This is a genomic window from Agromyces kandeliae, from assembly GCF_009674665.1.
Taxonomy (GTDB): Bacteria; Actinomycetota; Actinomycetes; order Actinomycetales; family Microbacteriaceae; genus Agromyces; species Agromyces kandeliae.
On sequence record NZ_WKJD01000015.1, the window covers coordinates 24,595 to 39,198 of the forward strand.

The window sequence follows — 14,604 nt, forward strand, 5'->3', positions numbered from 1 at the left end:
CACCGCCGCCGGGGCTCGAGAGAGCGACCTGGTCCGCCGACACCCCACCGGCCGAGCCGGCGGCGCGCCGCCGTGCCCGGCCGACGAACCCACCTCGAGGAGTGAGATGTCGACCGTGATCGAGACCCAGACGACCCCGACCCCCACCGCGCCGGAGCGCACCGCGACGAAGAAGTCCGTGCTGATGTGCCGCCCCGAGCACTTCACCGTCGTGTACCAGATCAACCCGTGGATGGACCCGGCCAAGCCCACCGACACGGCGCTCGCCGTGGCGCAGTGGCAGACGTTGCACGACACGTACGTCGGGCTCGGCTTCGACGTGCAGCTCATCGACCCGGTCGAGGGCCTGCCCGACATGGTCTACGCGGCGAACGGCGGCACCGTGATCGACGGCATCGCGTACGGCGCGAAGTTCACGCACGAGCAGCGGGCGGCCGAGGGCCCGGCCTACATGGAGTGGTTCCGTCGGGCGGGCTTCGACGTGCGCGAGCCCGCCGAGACCAACGAGGGCGAGGGCGACTTCCTCCTCGTCGGCGACGCGATCCTGGCCGGCACCGGCTTCCGCAGCGACGGGTCCAGCCACGACGAGCTCGCGCGCGTCACCGGCCGCGAGGTCGTCACGCTGACGCTCGTGAACCCGAGCTTCTACCACCTCGACACTGCGATCGCGGTGCTGGACTCCCGGCCGGGGCAGGAGCACATCGCCTACCTGCCGAGCGCGTTCGACGGGCCTTCGCTCGAGGTCCTCCGCGAGCGCTATCCCGACGCGATCCTCGTCTCCGAGGAGGACGCCGCGGTGCTCGGCCTCAACTCGTACAGCGACGGGCGCAACGTCGTGATCGCCGCGCGCGCGACGGGATTCGAGCGCCAGCTCCGCGAGGCCGGCTACCACCCGATCGGCGTCGACCTCTCCGAGCTGCTGCTCGGCGGCGGCGGCGTGAAGTGCTGCACGCTCGAACTGCGACGCTGATCCGGCTACGATTCCGCAGGACCCCACCCGCCCCCACCCCGAGGGATCGATGATGGCACCTGCGAACACCGACCAGAACCCCGCCGCGAAGGCGCTCGGCGCCGCGAAGCAGCTCGCCGCCCGAGCCGGGCAGGCGACGCGCGACCGGCTGCGCAAGCTCAGCCGGAAGGATGCGACGACGGATGCCGCGGCTCCCGCGGCACCGGAGGAGCCCGTGTCGCCCGCCGCGACGAGCGCGCCGGCCGCCGCGTCCGCCGACGCGCCGGTCGACGCTCCCGCGTCCGCCGCGCCCGCGCCGGAGTCGCCCGCCGCGAAGCCGGTTGCGGCGACGCCCGCCGCGAAGCCGGCGACGACGAGGAAGCCGGCGACCAAGCCGGGAGCGAAGCCCGCGCTGAAGCCGGGCGCCAAGCCCGCGACCGCCGAACTCGCGTCGCGCACGGTCCCCGAGCTGCGCGCGCTCGCGAAGGAGCGCGGGGTCACGGGCTACTCGCGCATGACCAAGCCGCAGCTGCTCGAGGCGCTCGCGGGCTGACGGCGCCGGGCGCCGCCCGGCGCCGCTCGGTGCCGGCTGCCCCTACGACGCCACGAACGTCAGCAGCGCCGCATTGATCTCCTCGGCGTGCGTCCACAGCATGCCGTGCGGTGCGCCCTCGATCTCGATGTACTCGGCCGACGGCAACAGCGGGCCGAACCGTCGCGCGGTGGCGTCGATCGGCAGGATGCGGTCGGCGGTGCCGTGCACGATGAGGACCGGCACGTCGATGCGCTCGATGTCGGCGCGGAAGTCGGTCAGCCAGGTGTCGACCGCGGCCGACGCGGCGTACCATCCCGCGCCCGCCGCCGTGGTCCAGCTCGCGCGGACGGCGGCCTCGGAGATGCGGGAGCCGAGGTTCTCGTCGAGGTTGTAGAAGTTCTCGAAGAAGCCGTCGAACCACGCGAACCGGTCGCCCTCGGCCTGGGACTTCAGCCCGTCGAAGTCGGGAGCGGCGCCGTCGGGGTTGTCGTCGGTCTGCCGCAGGTACGGTTCGAGCGAGCCGAGGAACGCGGCCTTCGCGATGCGGTCGCTGCCGTGCGCGCCGAGGTACCGGCCGACCTCGCCCGTGCCCATCGAGAAGCCGACGAGCGTGACCTCCGTGAGCTCGAGCGAATCGAGCAGCGTCTTCAGGTCGGCGGCGAACGTGTCGTAGTCGTAGCCGATCGCGGGCTTCGACGATCGTCCGAAGCCACGTCGGTCGTAGGTGACGACGCGGTATCCCGCGCCGAGCAGCGCGCGGGCCTGCTTCTCCCATGACGCCCCGTCCAGCGGGTAGCCGTGGATGAGGACGACGGGTCGGCCCTCGCCGTGGTCCTCGTAGTAGAGCTCGATGGGAGCGGAGTTCTCGGTCCCGACGGTGATGTACGGCATGTGCGGTGTCCCCCTGTGGTCGTGGTGCCGCCGCAAGTCCAGCACCGGATGACCGGTGCGACAAGGCCCCGCGACGGATGCGGCGGCCACTGACCGCGCGCTGCGATCGGGTGTAGGGTGCGGGGCCATGCGAGACGACGATCGTCCGACGGGGGAGAGCGACGGGTCGGCGGCCGGGGCGGGGGCGAGCGCAGGGGTGACGGCGCCGCCGACCGAGGCCGGCCACCGCGACGAGCGCGCTGACCGAGGCTTCTTCGGCCAGCCGCGCGCGCTGGCGCACATCTTCGGCGTGGAGATGTGGGAGCGGTTCAGCTTCTACGGCATGCAGTCGATCCTGCTGCTCTACCTCTACTTCTCGGTGTCCGAGGGTGGCCTCGGCATGGAGCAGAGCGCCGCCGCCGGGATCGTCGGCGCGTACGGCGGTGCCGTGTACCTGTCGACGATCCTCGGCGCCTGGATCGCGGATCGGTTGCTCGGCAGCGAGCGGGTGCTCTTCACCTCGGCGATCGTGATCATGGCGGGGCACATCGCCCTCGCGCTCCTCCCGGGATTCATCGGCGTCGGCGTCGGCCTCGTGCTCGTCGCATTCGGGTCGGGCGGCCTGAAGGCGAATGCCACGAGCGTGGTCGGAACGCTGTACTCGCGCGACGACCCCCGGCGGGATGCCGGCTTCGCCCTCTTCTACCTCGGCATCAACCTGGGCGCGTTCCTCGGGCCGCTCATCACCGGTCTGCTCCAGTCGACGGTCGGGTTCCACTGGGGCTTCGGTGCGGCGGCGGTCGGGATGGCCATCGGGCTGATCCAGTACTCGTTCGGCCGAAGGGGGTTGCCGCCCGAGGCATCCGTCGTGCCCAACCCGCTGCCGCGCGAGCGCAGGGGTCTGGTCGTCGGCATCGCGATCGCGGCGGTGATCCTCGTCGCAGCGCTCGTGCTCACCGGTCTGGTCACCGCGACGAATCTCGTCACCTGGGTGATCGGCGGCACGGTGGTCGCGGCGGTGGCGTACTTCATCGTCATACTCACGAGCCGCGCGGTGAGCGCCGTCGAACGCAGCAGGGTGTTCGGCTTCATCCCGCTGTTCGTCGCGAGCGTGGCCTTCTGGTCGCTGTACCAGCAGCAGTTCACGGTGCTCACGATCTACTCGGACGAGCAGCTCGACCGGAACCTGTTCGGCTGGGAGATGCCGATCTCGTGGGTGCAGTCGATCAACCCGGTCTTCATCATCCTGCTGTCCGGGGTCTTCGCGGCGATCTGGACGAAGCTCGGCGAACGGCAGCCGTCGACGCCCGTGAAGTTCGCGCTCGGGACGACGGTCATGGGCGTGGCGTTCCTGCTCTTCATCCCGTTCGCCGGGGGCGGAGCGAACTCGACGCCGTTGCTCGCGATCGTCGGCATCCTGTTCGTGTTCACGGTCGCCGAGCTGCTGCTCTCGCCCGTCGGCCTGTCCGTGGCGACCAAGCTCGCGCCCGAGAAGTTCCACACGCAGATGGTGGCGCTGTTCTTCCTGTCGGTCGCCCTCGGCACCGCGGTCGCCGGGCAGCTGGCGGAGTTCTACACGGCGGTGCCGGAGGCGGTGTACTTCGGGGTGCTCGGCGCGATCGCGATCGTCCTGGGCGGGGCACTCGCGCTGGCGACCCGTCCCGTGCTGCGGCTCATGCAGGGGGTGCGCTGACGGTTCGCCCCCCGCAACCGCGGCCCGGTACGATTCCCTGACATGTCGTCGCGTGCTGAGGAGGAGCCGGTGAGTGGACCTCTGGTGGTGATCCCCACGTACGACGAGCGCGAGAACCTGCCGGGCATCATCGCGCGTGTGCGCGCGGCGGTGCCGACGGCGTCGGTCCTCGTCGTCGACGACGGGTCGCCCGACGGCACGGGCGAGCTCGCCGACGAGATGGCCGCAGCGGATCCCGCGGTCGAGGTGCTGCACCGACGTGGCAAGGAGGGCCTGGGGGCCGCGTACCTCGCCGCCTTCGACTGGGCGCTCGACCGCGGCTTCGACCCGATCGTCCAGCTCGACGCCGACGGCTCGCACCTCCCGGAGCAGTTGCCCGCGCTCCTCGACGCGTTCGAGGCGACGGATGACGCGGGGCGCGCACCCGACGTCGTGATCGGGTCGCGCTGGGTGCCCGGCGGGTCGGCCGTGAACTGGCCGCGTCGGCGGATCTGGCTGTCGAAGACCGGCAGCACGTACTCGCGGTGGATGCTCGGACTGCCCGTGAAGGACGCGACCGCGGGATACCGCGTGTACCGTGCCGACGCGCTCCGCGCACTGCACCTCGAGGACGTGCACACGAAGGGCTACGGCTTCCAGGTCGACATGACCTGGCACGCCGTCATGGCGGGACTCCGGGTCGCCGAGGCGCCCGTCACGTTCGTCGAGCGCGAGCGGGGCCGCTCGAAGATGAGTGCGGCGATCGTGTTCGAGGCGATGGGGCGCGTGACCGCCTGGGGGATCGCCCGCCGGTTCCGCCCCGCCCGTCAGGCGACGTCGGAGGCCAGCGAGGCCCGGAGGCCGTCGCGCGCCTGAGCGCGCGCGCCGACCAGCCCGAGATCATCGCCGGACGTCCCGGCCGTCAGGCGTGGGATCGCGTCGAGCGCACCGCCGCCGAGCTTCGGCCGGTTGTCGCGGAAGGATGCGTCGATGTCGGCGACCAGGGGTGCCCACCAACCGCCCACGACGACCACGTCGGGATCGATCGTCGGCACCACGACCTGCAGGGCCCGCCCGATCCACAGCGCCGCGTCGAGCCACGCCCATCGAGCGCGGTCCTCGGAATCGGCGATCCGCACGGCCAGTTCGGCGATCGCCGCCCGGCGCCCGTACGTGAGCTCGAAGTCCTGCAGTTCGGCTTTCGCGAGCACGACGCCCGGTGCGGCGACGGTGGCGAGGCATCCGCGCTGGCCGCACTCGCACTTGATGCCGTTGGGGACGATGGGGAGGTGCCCGAAGGTCGCTGCGAGCCCGTGCGCACCCGGGTAGGGCGCGCCGCGCACGACGATCGCCGCGGAGACCTGGGCGTCGCCCGAGACGTGCAGGACGATGTCGTCGCGTCGCTCGGCGGCGGCCACGTCGCCGGCGGCGCGAGCGGATGCGGCCGTGCGCAGCGCCGGCGGCGCCACGAGGTCGCGCTCGATGCCGGCGAGGCGTTCGGATCTCGCGCGCAGCGCGGACGCCACGTCGAGCGGATCGAGTCCGAGGGTCGCGTCGCCGAGCGCGAGCGCGGGCTCCCCGACGACGGCGCCCTGCACGATGAGCGTGACCTCGGCGATGCGCCGGCCGTCGCGCTCGGCCTGCGCGATCGCCCGGTCGACGACCACCCCGAGCGCGTCGAGCGGTGCGGCCTCGGCCGGCCGCGGATCGTCCTCGACGATCGCGACGGGCTCCTCGTAGCGCGCGATCTCGGTGCCGTCGAGCTGGGCGAGCGTCGCGATGGCGTCGTCCGCGGCGACTCCCGCCGTCAGCAGCAGCCCGTCGGCGATCGCCAGTCGCAGTCGGCCGTGGCGACCGTCGCCTCCGGACTCGGGGTCCACGAGCACGCCGGCCTCGACCATGCGGGTGACCAGTCCGGCGACGGCGGTGCGACCGAGGCCGGTTGCGCCCGCGAGTTCGGCGCGCGTGGCGCTGTCGTTGACGAAGAGGTGGTCGATGACCTGCGCGGCGTGGTCGGCGCGCCCTCCCTGGCCGACCGCGGTGCTCTCTGACGGAATGCGGGCTGCGGTGGCGCCGGGCTGCGTCATTGCGCCAGCATGACGGGTCGGGACCGCGCGCGAGAAGTGCCCCGTTCGGGGGGTGGGCACCGGGTGACCGGAGCTCAGACTCCCGCGATCGGCCTCGCCGAGGCGTACGCGTCGGGCATCGTCGCGATCGTCGCGTCGTACCGCCGCGCCGGGAACGCCTCGCCCGCCGCGGTGGGCCACGCCGGGTCGGCACCGCGGACGAACGCGACGACGTCGGCGTGCAGGCGGTCGGCGAGCCCCTGCGGCGGGCGCACGCCCGCGACCGCGGGCACGTGACCCTCCGCGAGCACGTCGAACACGAAGGGCACGTCGAGGCAGTGCACCGCAGACCCCGAGACGGGCGACCGCCACGAGAACCGGTACGCCCACGTGGCGGCGGGGGCGGCGCCCTCCGTCGCGGCCACGGTCGCGCCGAGCTCGCGGGCCGCGACCGTACGCACGAGCGGTGCGCGGAAGACGTGGTCGCTCACGTACCGGCCGAGCACGGCGGCCGTGCCGTGCAGGCCCTCGCGGCGGTTCGCCTCGAGCCATTCCGAGCGACGCGGTTCGACGAGGCCGAGGCGCTTCAGCGCGGCCTTCCGCGACATCAGGCGCAGGCTCCGCTCGGAGTCGCGGAATGCCGACGAGAACTCGTCGTCGGTGGTGCCCACGACGAGCGGCACCGCCGCACCGACGCCCGAGGCGATCGACGAGAGCGTCTTCGCCGGTACGAGGCTGCCGTCCACCACGGGCCCCAGCGGAAGTCCCTCCGCCACGAGTGCGGCGCCGCCGCCACGGGCTCCGCGCGGCGGCCGCAGCGCCTCGCGCTGGAGTTGGCGCACGCGCTCCTCGGAGAGCGATCGCAGGCCGTCGAGGTCGGGGCGGATGCCGCCGAGCTCGCCGATCCGGCGCGCGAACGCGCGTGCGCGCTCGGGCGACACGTCGGCGAGTGCCGGGGAGACCGCCCATACGCGGTGGAAGAGTCCCTGCGCCCGCGGCATGCCGAGTAGCGTGAGCGCCGCGCCGCCACCGGCGGACTGCCCGGCGATCGTCACCCGCGCCGGATCGCCGCCGAACGCCGCGACGTTGTCGCGAACCCATTCGAGGGCGAGCAGCCAGTCGAGCACGGCGCGGTTCGCGGGCGCCCCGTCGATCCATCCGAACCCGTCGAAGCCGAGCCGATACGACACGTTGACCGTGACCACGCCGTCGCGGTTGAAGGTGCGGCCGTCGTACCAGGGGCTCGCGGGTGAGCCGGCGACGTAGCCGCCGCCGTGGAACCACACGAGCACGGGCAGGCCCGCGGGGGCGCCCGTGCCCGGCGGTCGGTCGGCTGGAGCGGCCGCCGACGGCGACGGCGTGAACACGTCGACGTTGAGCGTCGCCTCACCGGGCACCGACGGCTCCGGGATGATCGTGACCCCGGGGTCGCCGCGCTGCGGCGTGGGCCCGTGCTCGAGCGTGTCACGCACGCCGTCCCACGGTCGAGCGGGCTCGGGCGCCGCGAAGCGCAGTCCGCCGACCGGCGGCTCGGCGAACGGGATGCCGAGGAACGCCGCCGAGGCCCCGCGCGCGCCCGGCTCGCCACGCCACCGCCCGCGCACCGCGCCCGCCCTCGTCCGGACCTCGACGGTGGGTGCGGGATCGGGCACGGTGTCTCCTTCGGTCAGGCGTCGGCCGGCGTCGTCGGCGGCTCGAGCAGTCGCAGGAGCACCGCGACGTGTTCCGCCATGTCGATGGTCGGGTCCATGAGCCACTGGACCTGCAGGCCGTCGGCGGAGGCCAGGATGAGCATGGCGGCCTGGTCGGCGTCGATGTCGGTGCGGGCCGTGCCATCCGCCTGCATGCGTCGGATGTCGCCGGCGACGAACTCGCGGAACGTGCGCGTGCGCTCGGTGAAGAACGCGTGCGCGGGATGCGCCGGGTCGGTCGCCTCGGCCGAGAGGCGGACGTAGAGCTGGATCAGTCCCGGCACGTCGGCGTTCCGACCGATGGTCTGACGGAAGCCCTCGAACGCGGAGACGTCGGCCGTCCCCGCCTCGACCCGCGCCAGGTCGGTCTCGTCGCGCTTGCGGAGCACCGCGGCGAAGAGCTCCTCCTTGGTGCCGAAGTAGTGCAGGAGTCCCGCCTGGCTGAGCCCGACCGAGTCCGCGAGCTCGCGAACCGAGGCGCGCCCGTATCCCTCGCGCGCGATGACCTCGAGCGCGGCCGTGAGGATCTCCTCGCGCTTCGCGACGCCCTTCGCGTACGCCCCCCGCCGTGCCATGCCATCGATCCTAGGTTGCGCGGCCCGATCGAACCGTCAAGGGGTTGGGGCCGGATGCCTCGCGGCGTACGCTCCCGTGCAGGCGGGCCGATCAGGGCCGCCCGACCGACACGCGAGGGGGACGCATGCCGAAGACCGCAACCGACCGCGACGCGCGACGCGCCGCGAGACGCGCGGTGAAGGACGCCGAGCGCGCCGAGAAGCAGGCGCGCAAGCTCGCCTCGTCGCTGCCCGAGCCGGCGAAGTCGAGGGTGAAGGCGGCGGCCTCCGCCGAGAAGCGCCGCATCGTCATCGTCAAGCGCGAGGCCGATCGCGTGCCGTATGCGACACGGCGCGCGGCGAAGCGCTCGTCGGCGCGACTCGAGCGGGTCGCGGTCCGGTACGGCAGCGCGGGCGGCCGCGCCTCGTCGGCGGACGCGTCTCGGAAGGGCGGCGCCGCGAAGTCGATCGAACGGCAGCGCAAGCAGGTGAAGCGCCCCTCGAACATGGCGATCGTGAGCGGCTTCCGGACGCTCTTCGCCACGATCTCGACGCCGACCGACCAGGAGCGCGCCCGCAAGACCGCGAAGGAGCGCCTGCGCAGGATGGAACGGGGGAGCTGACATGGCGATCGCACGGCCGGCGCGACATCTCCGCGTCACCGGATCGTAAGGAACCTCCTCGATCCGGCGGAGTGGGGGACGGGCAGGGTTGAGCCATGGACACGGTGGGGGTCATCGGGGGCACGGGACTCGCCGCGCTGATCGACGGGGCGACGCGCGAGCGCGCCACGCCGTTCGGCCCGGCGATCGTCACCGAGGGCGAGCTCGGCGGCCGACCGGTCGCGTTCCTCGCTCGTCACGGCGACGGCCACACGATCCCGCCGCACCGCATCAACGCTCGCGCCAACGCGTGGGCGCTCGCCGACCTCGGGGTGCGCGCCGTCGTCTCGACCGCGGCGGTGGGGTCGCTCCGGGCCGAGCTCCCTCCCGAGTCGTGGGCGATCCCCGACCAGCTCGTCGACCGGACGTGGGGCCGCGCCGACACGTTCTACGACGGCTCGCTGGTGCGGCACCTGCCGTTCGCCGAGCCGTTCTGTCCCGAACTGCGTCGCGTGGCGGTCGAGGCGGTGCCGGATGCCGCGCCCCGGGCGACCGTCGCGGTGATCCAGGGGCCGAGGTTCTCCACCCGGGCCGAGTCCTCCGTCCTGCGGGACGCGGGCGTCGACCTCGTGAACATGACGCTGTGCCCCGAGGTGGCGCTCGCCGCCGAGCTCGGCATGGGCACCGTGACCCTGTGCCTCGTGACCGACACCGACACGGGCCACGTCGAGGACGATCCCGACGCCGTGACCGCCGAGCTCGTCTTCCGGCGTCTCGCCGAGGCCCGGCCGCGGGTGCTCGCGTCGGTCGAGCGGATCGTCGCCGCGATCCCGCCCCACTACGTTCCGCGCGAGCTCATGGACGCTGACGCGATCGGGCACGTGCTCGGCCTGCCGGTGGTGCGATGACCGTCCTCGTCACCGGCGGGGCCGGGTTCATCGGCGGCGAGGTCGTGCGGCTCGCGATCGGGCGGGGCGACACGGTGCGGGTGCTCGATTCGTTGCGTTCCGACGTGCACGCGTCGCCCGCTCGGCTGCCGGACGGCGTCGAGCTCGTGCGCGGCGACGTGCGCGATCCGCTCGTGCTCGATCGGGCGCTCGACGGGGTCGACGTGGTCTTCCACGAGGCGGCGAAGGTGGGTCTCGGCGTCGACCTGCAGGATGCGCCGGACTACGCCGCGACGAACGTGCTCGGCACCGCCGAGCTCGTGGCGGCGATCGCGCGTGCGGGCGTCGATCGACTCGTGCTCGCCTCGTCGATGGTGGTCTACGGCGAGGGTGCGTACCTCGATGCCGATGGCCGGCGGCGCCGGCCCGCGGCGCGCACCACCGCAGACCTGGATGCCGGTCGCTTCGAGCCGCGCGACCCGGGGACGGGGCATCCGCTGGCCCCCGATCTCGTCCATGAGGACGACGTCCTCGACCCGCGCAACGTGTACGCGCTGACGAAGCTCGCGCAGGAGCACCTGGTCGCGGCCTGGGCGCGCTCGACCGGCGGTCGTTCCGCGCTCCTGCGGTACCACAACGTCTACGGGCCGTGGATGCCGCGCGACACCCCCTATGCCGGTGTCGCTGCGATCTTCCGATCGTCGCTCGCGCGCGGCGAATCGCCCCGCGTCTTCGAGGACGGCGCCCAGCGCCGCGACTTCGTGCACGTGACGGATGTCGCCGCCGCCAACCTCGCCGCCGCCGACGCGCTGCCCCGGCTGCGGGCCGGAACCGCGCGAGCGTTCAACGTCGGCTCGGGCATCGTCACGACGGTGGGCGAGCTCGCGGCCGGGCTCGCCCGGGCGATGGGCGGCCCCGCCCCGATCGTCACCGGCGAGTACCGGCTCGGCGACGTGCGGCACATCACCGCGTCATCCGCCCGCGCCCGTGCCGAGCTCGACTGGGCGCCGCGCGTCGCCCTCGCCGATGGGCTGGCGGAGTTCGCGGCGGCAGGGGTGGCGCGATGACCGGCGGGCGCAGCGCGGACCCGCGCATCGACCTCGTGCTCCCGTGCCTCGACGAGGAGCGGGCGCTGCCGTGGGTGCTCGGTCGCCTCCCCGAGGGCGTGCGCGCGATCGTCGTCGACAACGGGTCGACCGACCGCTCGGCCGAGGTCGCGCGCGAGCACGGGGCGACCGTCGTGACCGAGCCCCGGCGCGGGTTCGGCGCCGCCGCCAACGCGGGACTCGAGGCGGCGACGGCGCCGCTCGTCGCCTTCTGCGACGCCGATGCGTCGCTCGATCCCGCCGACCTGCCGGGGCTCGTCCGGCTCGTCGAGGCGGGCGAGGCCGACCTCGTGCTCGGTCGCCGGCGACCGACGAGCGGCTCGGCGTGGCCGATCCACGCGCGGTTCGCGAACCGCGTGCTCGCCGCGCGGATGACGCGCCGCACCGGCACGCCGCTCCACGACCTCGGACCGATGCGCGTCGCCCGCACCGCACGCCTGCAGGCACTCGGCATCCGCGACCGCCGCAGCGGCTTCCCGCTCGAGATGGTGCTGCGGGCCGCGGCCGACGGATGGCGCATCCGCGAACTCGACGTCCCGTACCGGCCCCGCGAGGGCCGCTCCAAGGTGACCGGGACCGTCCGCGGCACGCTCACGGCGATCGGCGACATGTCGCGCATCTTCCACGAGGTGCACCCGTGACCGTCGTCGCCGTCATCGCCAAGGAGTGCCGGCCGGGTCGCGTGAAGACCAGGCTCACCCCGCCGTTCACGCCCGAGGAGGCAGCAGCGCTCGCCGCGGCCGCCCTCGACGACACGCTCGATGTCGTCGCCGCGCTCCCGGTCGACCGACGCGTGCTCTACTTCGACGGCGACGTCGTGCCCGACGCGGCATCCGGCTTCGACGTGCTCGCGCAGTCGACGGGCGATCTCGACGAGCGGCTCGCGCACCTCTTCGACACGCTCGACGAACCGATGCTCCTCGTCGGAATGGACACGCCGCAGTTGACGGCCGAGCACGTCGCCGCGGCACTCGCGGTCGGCGACGAACGCGAGGCACCGGCAGACGCCTGGCTGGGCCCGGCCGCCGACGGCGGCTTCTGGGCGCTCGCCATGCGCGAGCCCGACGGCGGGGTGATCCGGGGCGTGCCGATGTCGCGCGACGACACCGGACGCCGTCAGCTTGAACGACTCGAGTCGGCCGGACTCGTCGTCGGCCTGCTCGACGAGCTCACCGACGTCGACACGGCGGACTCGGCGGCATCCGTCGCCCTGGCCGCGCCGCACACGCGGTTCGCGCGCCTGCATCGCACGCTCGCGGAAGGCCGGCGATGAGCGCCCCGCCGCTCCGACCGGCGCCCGCGACGACCGCGCCCGCCGCACCGGGGCGCGGCGCACAGGGCGACGCGGACCCGCGGCGGCGCGGCCTGCCGCCCGAGCTCGTCGCCTTCGGCGCCGGCCGCGGAGAACCCTATGTCCGGCTCCTCGCCGGTCAGGACGCCTCGTCGCTGTCGCTTCGCGGCGCGGACGGCATCTCGCACCGACTCGACGCCGGCAGCTGGGTCCGCCCAGCGGGCGACGCGGACCTGACGGTGCTCGATCGGGCGACCGGCCCGCTCCTCGACGTGGGCTGCGGACCCGGGCGGATGCTGCACGCGGCCGCTGCGCGCTCGATGCCCGCGCTCGGCATCGACGTCGTGCCGCACGCCGTCGACCGTGCGCGGCGGACGGGCGGGCTCGCGCTCCGGCGCTCGGTGTTCGACCGGCTTCCGCTCGAGGGACGATGGCAGAGCGTGCTGCTCATGGACGGCAACATCGGCATCGGCGGCGACCCGGCCGTGCTGCTGCGCCGCTGCGCGGAGCTCGTGACCGGCGGCGGCGAGGTGCTCGTCGAGGTCGACGCCGACGCCGACCTCGCCGTCGTCGGCCACTGCACCCTGGTCGACGGACACGGCCTCGAGAGCGACCCCTTCCCCTGGGCCCGAGTCGGCTGGTCGGCCGCGGCCGCCCTCGCGACCGACGCCGGTCTCGTGGTCGCCGAGCACTGGGATGCCGCAGGGCGTCACTTCGTGCGCGCGTCGCGTTCGGCGCGGAGGACCGTCGTGCGCGAGACGCCGAGCGCGATCCCCGCGACCGCGAGCAGCACGGCCCAGATGACGGCGAGCGCGACGCCGTAGGACCCGACGAGGATCGTCGGATTCGGGTTGCCGATCATCGAGGCGACGAGCGCCGGCACGGTGATCGCGGTCAGGATCGCGCCGACGACGAGTGCGGCCTGCGCGACCGCGACACCCCGATCCCCGACCCGGGTGCGCACGCGCGCCGCCCCGAGGCCGACCGCGACGACGACGGGGGCCACGACGCCGTCGTGCAGCAGGATCGCGGCGCCGACCCAGACGGCGATGCCGAGCCAGCGCGACGGGGCGATCTCGGTCAGCACCAGGAACGCGCCGAAGGCGGCGAGTCCGAGCCCCACTCCGACCAGTGCCGTGCGCGCCGCCCTCATGCCGTCACCTCGATCCGTCGGAGCCACTTCGTCTGCATGACGCCCGGGCGCCCCGGAGCGATGACCCGAGCCGGGTAGCCGTGGTCGATGTCGAGCGTGCCGCCGTCGAGCTCCAGCGCGACGAGCGTCAGCGGGTCGCGGGCGTACTGCGGCGGCATCTCGGTGCGCGCGAACGCGCCGCGCTCCTGCAGGCTCTCGATCCGCAGCGGGGCCGACGGCTCGGGGGCCTCCGCCGCGTCGAGCAGGTCGACGAGGCGCACGCCGCGCCACGTGGCCGACTGGCTCCACCCCTCGACGCACGCGATCGGCAGCACCTCCTCGGCCTGCGGCAGGGCACGCAGGTCGTCGAGCGTGAAGTCGCGCGACCCGGCGGGGCTCGCGACCGTGAGCACCCAGTCCGGCGCGACCGCCGTCTCGGTCACGCCGGCCTGCGCGGCAGTGCGGTTGATCGGCAGCCCCTGCGGGCCGACGCCCATCCGCCGCGGAGCGAGCACGTTGAGCGGTGCCAGGGCCGGCACCGACTGTCCCGCGGTCAGCGCGACGGCGGATGCTCCTGCCGCGCCGACCGCGGCGAGGAATCCGCGACGCGACACGAACCGGCCCGTGGCATCCGCCCGATCGCCCCGCGGCCGCCGCCAGACGCGGGCGATCACCGGGAGCTTCACGCCGAGGTGGATCGCCAGCGCGCCGATGAGCACCCATGCCAGCGCGAAGTGCGTCGCGCGGAACGGGAACGGGAACGCGTACCACTGCACCAGGTTCATGAGCCCGATGGTCACCTCGACGAGCGAGACGCCGACGAGCACCGCGATCGACGCGCGCTCCAGGAAGTGGCCCACCGACCTCACGGGCGGCCACGTGAACAGCCGCGGGTAGACCGTCCACAGCTTGGCGAGCAGGAGCGGCACCGCAGCGGTGCCCGAGATGACGTGCAGGCCCTGGGTGAACCGGAAGAGCTCCACGGGACGCGTCGGCATCGGCAGCCACGGGAGCGGGTCCTGCAGCAGGTGGCTGTAGACGCCCGTGCCGAAGCAGATGAGGAACGCGGCGCCGAGCAGTCGGCCCACCACGACCGTCGTGCGCGCCGACTTCACGGGCGGGTCGGATGCCGCGTCGTGCGCGGCGCCCATGAGCGGCTCGAGTCGTTCCGCGATCCGGGCAGAGGCGCGTTCGGTGAAGCCGGCCATGCTCCCAGTCGACCACCGTGGCGCGCCGGATGCGAGGGGTG

16 protein-coding genes are annotated in these 14,604 nt (G+C 73.8%); 10 read left to right on the top strand and 6 right to left on the bottom strand.

The window, feature by feature from the left end:
* The first annotated feature begins 106 nt into the window (after positions 1–106).
* Together ddaH and GJR97_RS09985 are read left to right on the top strand one after the other, a co-directional pair.
* Positions 107–970, top strand: a complete 864-nt coding sequence (gene ddaH, locus GJR97_RS09980) for a dimethylargininase (protein WP_154346352.1) — start codon at positions 107–109, stop codon at positions 968–970.
* Between the two features lie 52 nt (positions 971–1,022).
* A complete protein-coding gene (locus tag GJR97_RS09985; RefSeq protein WP_154346353.1) occupies positions 1,023–1,502 on the top strand; it encodes a Rho termination factor N-terminal domain-containing protein in 480 nt (159 codons plus the stop codon).
* 42 nt (positions 1,503–1,544) lie between these two features.
* Here the strand turns inward: GJR97_RS09985 and GJR97_RS09990 are convergent, their stop codons facing one another.
* The gene (locus GJR97_RS09990) at positions 1,545–2,375 is read right to left on the bottom strand and encodes an alpha/beta fold hydrolase (protein WP_154346354.1); all 831 of its coding nucleotides are present in this window, start codon (positions 2,373–2,375) and stop codon (positions 1,545–1,547) included.
* Between the two features lie 127 nt (positions 2,376–2,502).
* Between GJR97_RS09990 and GJR97_RS09995 the strand changes: the two genes are divergently transcribed.
* The gene (locus tag GJR97_RS09995; protein WP_154346355.1) at positions 2,503–4,047 is read left to right on the top strand and encodes a peptide MFS transporter; all 1,545 of its coding nucleotides are present in this window, start codon (positions 2,503–2,505) and stop codon (positions 4,045–4,047) included.
* Between the two features lie 69 nt (positions 4,048–4,116).
* Positions 4,117–4,902, top strand: coding sequence for a polyprenol monophosphomannose synthase (locus tag GJR97_RS10000; protein ID WP_324613374.1), 786 nt, complete (start codon positions 4,117–4,119; stop codon positions 4,900–4,902).
* Here the strand turns inward: GJR97_RS10000 and GJR97_RS10005 are convergent.
* The 3 genes from GJR97_RS10005 to GJR97_RS10015 all read right to left on the bottom strand — a co-directional run bounded on the left by GJR97_RS10005 (position 4,854) and on the right by GJR97_RS10015 (position 8,358).
* Positions 4,854–6,113, bottom strand: coding sequence for an ROK family transcriptional regulator (locus GJR97_RS10005; RefSeq protein ID WP_154346357.1), 1,260 nt, complete (start codon positions 6,111–6,113; stop codon positions 4,854–4,856). The genes GJR97_RS10000 and GJR97_RS10005 overlap by 49 nt on opposite strands.
* A 74-nt stretch (positions 6,114–6,187) precedes the next feature.
* Positions 6,188–7,744 carry a carboxylesterase family protein gene (locus tag GJR97_RS10010; RefSeq protein WP_324613375.1) on the bottom strand — a complete coding sequence of 519 codons (1,557 nt, stop codon included), beginning with the start codon at positions 7,742–7,744 and terminating at the stop codon, positions 6,188–6,190.
* Positions 7,745–7,758: 14 nt separating this feature from the next.
* Positions 7,759–8,358 (bottom strand): TetR/AcrR family transcriptional regulator, encoded by a 600-nt coding sequence (locus tag GJR97_RS10015; protein ID WP_154346358.1) that lies wholly within the window; start codon positions 8,356–8,358, stop codon positions 7,759–7,761.
* 125 nt (positions 8,359–8,483) lie between these two features.
* On the opposite strand from GJR97_RS10015, the gene GJR97_RS10020 reads away from it, so the two are divergent.
* From GJR97_RS10020 to GJR97_RS17875, 6 genes are all read left to right on the top strand, one after another.
* A complete protein-coding gene (locus tag GJR97_RS10020) occupies positions 8,484–8,960 on the top strand; it encodes a hypothetical protein (RefSeq protein ID WP_154346359.1) in 477 nt (158 codons plus the stop codon).
* Between the two features lie 95 nt (positions 8,961–9,055).
* Positions 9,056–9,847 (top strand): MTAP family purine nucleoside phosphorylase, encoded by a 792-nt coding sequence (locus tag GJR97_RS10025; RefSeq protein WP_154346360.1) that lies wholly within the window; start codon positions 9,056–9,058, stop codon positions 9,845–9,847.
* Complete coding sequence (locus GJR97_RS10030; protein WP_154346361.1) at positions 9,844–10,893, top strand: NAD-dependent epimerase/dehydratase family protein; 1,050 nt, start codon at positions 9,844–9,846, stop codon at positions 10,891–10,893. The genes GJR97_RS10025 and GJR97_RS10030 overlap by 4 nt, the downstream gene beginning before the upstream one ends.
* Entirely contained in the window at positions 10,890–11,573 is a 684-nt protein-coding gene (locus GJR97_RS10035) for a glycosyltransferase family 2 protein (RefSeq protein ID WP_154346362.1), read from the top strand. The genes GJR97_RS10030 and GJR97_RS10035 overlap by 4 nt, the downstream gene beginning before the upstream one ends.
* Positions 11,570–12,205, top strand: coding sequence for a TIGR04282 family arsenosugar biosynthesis glycosyltransferase (locus GJR97_RS10040; protein WP_195760668.1), 636 nt, complete (start codon positions 11,570–11,572; stop codon positions 12,203–12,205). Before GJR97_RS10035 ends, GJR97_RS10040 begins: the two co-directional genes overlap by 4 nt.
* On the top strand, positions 12,202–13,047 hold the full coding sequence (locus GJR97_RS17875; protein ID WP_195760663.1) for a class I SAM-dependent methyltransferase: 846 nt from the start codon (positions 12,202–12,204) through the stop codon (positions 13,045–13,047). The genes GJR97_RS10040 and GJR97_RS17875 overlap by 4 nt, the downstream gene beginning before the upstream one ends.
* Here GJR97_RS17875 and GJR97_RS10050 read toward each other — a convergent pair.
* A complete protein-coding gene (locus tag GJR97_RS10050) occupies positions 12,933–13,376 on the bottom strand; it encodes a hypothetical protein (protein ID WP_154346364.1) in 444 nt (147 codons plus the stop codon). The genes GJR97_RS17875 and GJR97_RS10050 overlap by 115 nt on opposite strands.
* Complete coding sequence (locus tag GJR97_RS10055; RefSeq protein ID WP_229276212.1) at positions 13,373–14,563, bottom strand: molybdopterin-dependent oxidoreductase; 1,191 nt, start codon at positions 14,561–14,563, stop codon at positions 13,373–13,375. Before GJR97_RS10055 ends, GJR97_RS10050 begins: the two co-directional genes overlap by 4 nt.
* Positions 14,564–14,604: the final 41 nt, after the last annotated feature.